Source organism: Parasphingomonas frigoris (assembly GCF_036663815.1).
Classification (GTDB): Bacteria; Pseudomonadota; Alphaproteobacteria; order Sphingomonadales; family Sphingomonadaceae; genus Sphingomonas.
Genome location: NZ_JAXOJQ010000050.1, coordinates 1 through 1,338 on the forward strand (window position 1 = coordinate 1; position 1,338 = coordinate 1,338).

Genomic DNA, 1,338 nt, shown 5'->3' on the forward strand with positions numbered 1-1,338 from the left:
CGTGGTGGTCGGCGGCCTGTTCCTGCTGGCCGGGCGCGCGACCGAGCGTCCGCAGAGCCGCGTCGAGAAGGCCGTGACGCTTGCGAACCTCTCTTAAGGCATCCCTTGCGGCGGCGGTTGCCGTCGGAGCTCTAGTCGCGCTGGCGCCCGCCATCGGCCAGGATCGTCCCGAATCGATCCTGCCACCGGGATTCGGCGAGCCGACCCCTGCGCCAGCACCGCGACCCACGCCTCCGACGGGTACGCAGCCTGCGCGTCCGACTGGTACGACCCAGCCGAGTGCCCCGTCGCCGGCACCCGCACAGCCGGGTGCGATGATCCAGCCGTTGCCGCCGACGACACCGACCGACGCGCCGTTGGCGCCACCCGTCGCGACGCCCGCGCCGATCGATCCGGCCGTGCTGGCACGGTACGAGATGCCGGAGTTCGCGCGTCGCTCGCTTGCCACCGTGGGGCCGGTCACGGCCAGCCAGGGCGGGCTCGATACCGATGCGTTCGGTGAGGCGGACGGCCAATATGTCGAGACGCTGATGCGCCGCCTCAGTGCGCCGCTGCCGTCGCGCTGGATGTCGATCCTGTTGCGCCGCGCGCTGGCGTCGCATGTCGATACGCCCAGTCGCACCAACGGCGCCGACTTCGCCGCCGAGCGCGCGTGGCTGTTGCTAAGGATGGGCGAATCAGTCGCCGCGCGGGCTGTCGCGCAGAGCGTCGACACCGATAATTATACGCCCAAACTCTATCAGGTCGCGATGAACACCGCGCTGGCGACCGGCGATCCGGCTGGCCTGTGCCCGCTGGTGACAGGCGCGATGCGGTACGCTCCGGCACGCGGCTGGACGATGGCACAGGCGATGTGCGCCGGGCTGTCGGGCAATCCCGCACAGGCGAGCCCGCTGGTCGCGACCGCAAAGCGCCGCAACGTCGCCAGCGGCGTCGATCTGCTGCTCGCGCAGAAGGTCGTCGGCGCCGGCGCGCAGGGGCGTCAGGCCGTGACGATCGAATGGGACGGCGTCGACCGGCTGACCGCATGGCGGTTCGGGCTGGCGATGGCGACCGGAGTCACGGTGCCGGACGAGCTGTACGGCACGGCGGGGCCGCAGGTTAAATACTGGCAGGCGCTGTCGCCGTCCGTCGCGCTCGGCGACCGATTGGCCCCGGCCGAAGCTGCGGCGGGGCAGGGGGTGCTATCCAGCGCCGCGCTCGTCGATCTCTATGCTGCCGCTGCGACCGACGACGATGCGCAGAGCATTGCGACCGCGACCGCCAACGATCTCCAGACCGCCTACGCCGATCGCAATCCGGACTCCCGGCTAAACGCCCTGCGTCAGTTGTGGGGCG

1 pseudogene is annotated in these 1,338 nt (G+C 71.0%); it reads left to right on the plus strand.

The annotated features are described in order from the left end of the window. Positions 1-314 precede the first annotated feature (314 nt). Positions 315-1,338: pseudogene (locus U1872_RS22350) on the plus strand (hypothetical protein); the annotation flags it as partial.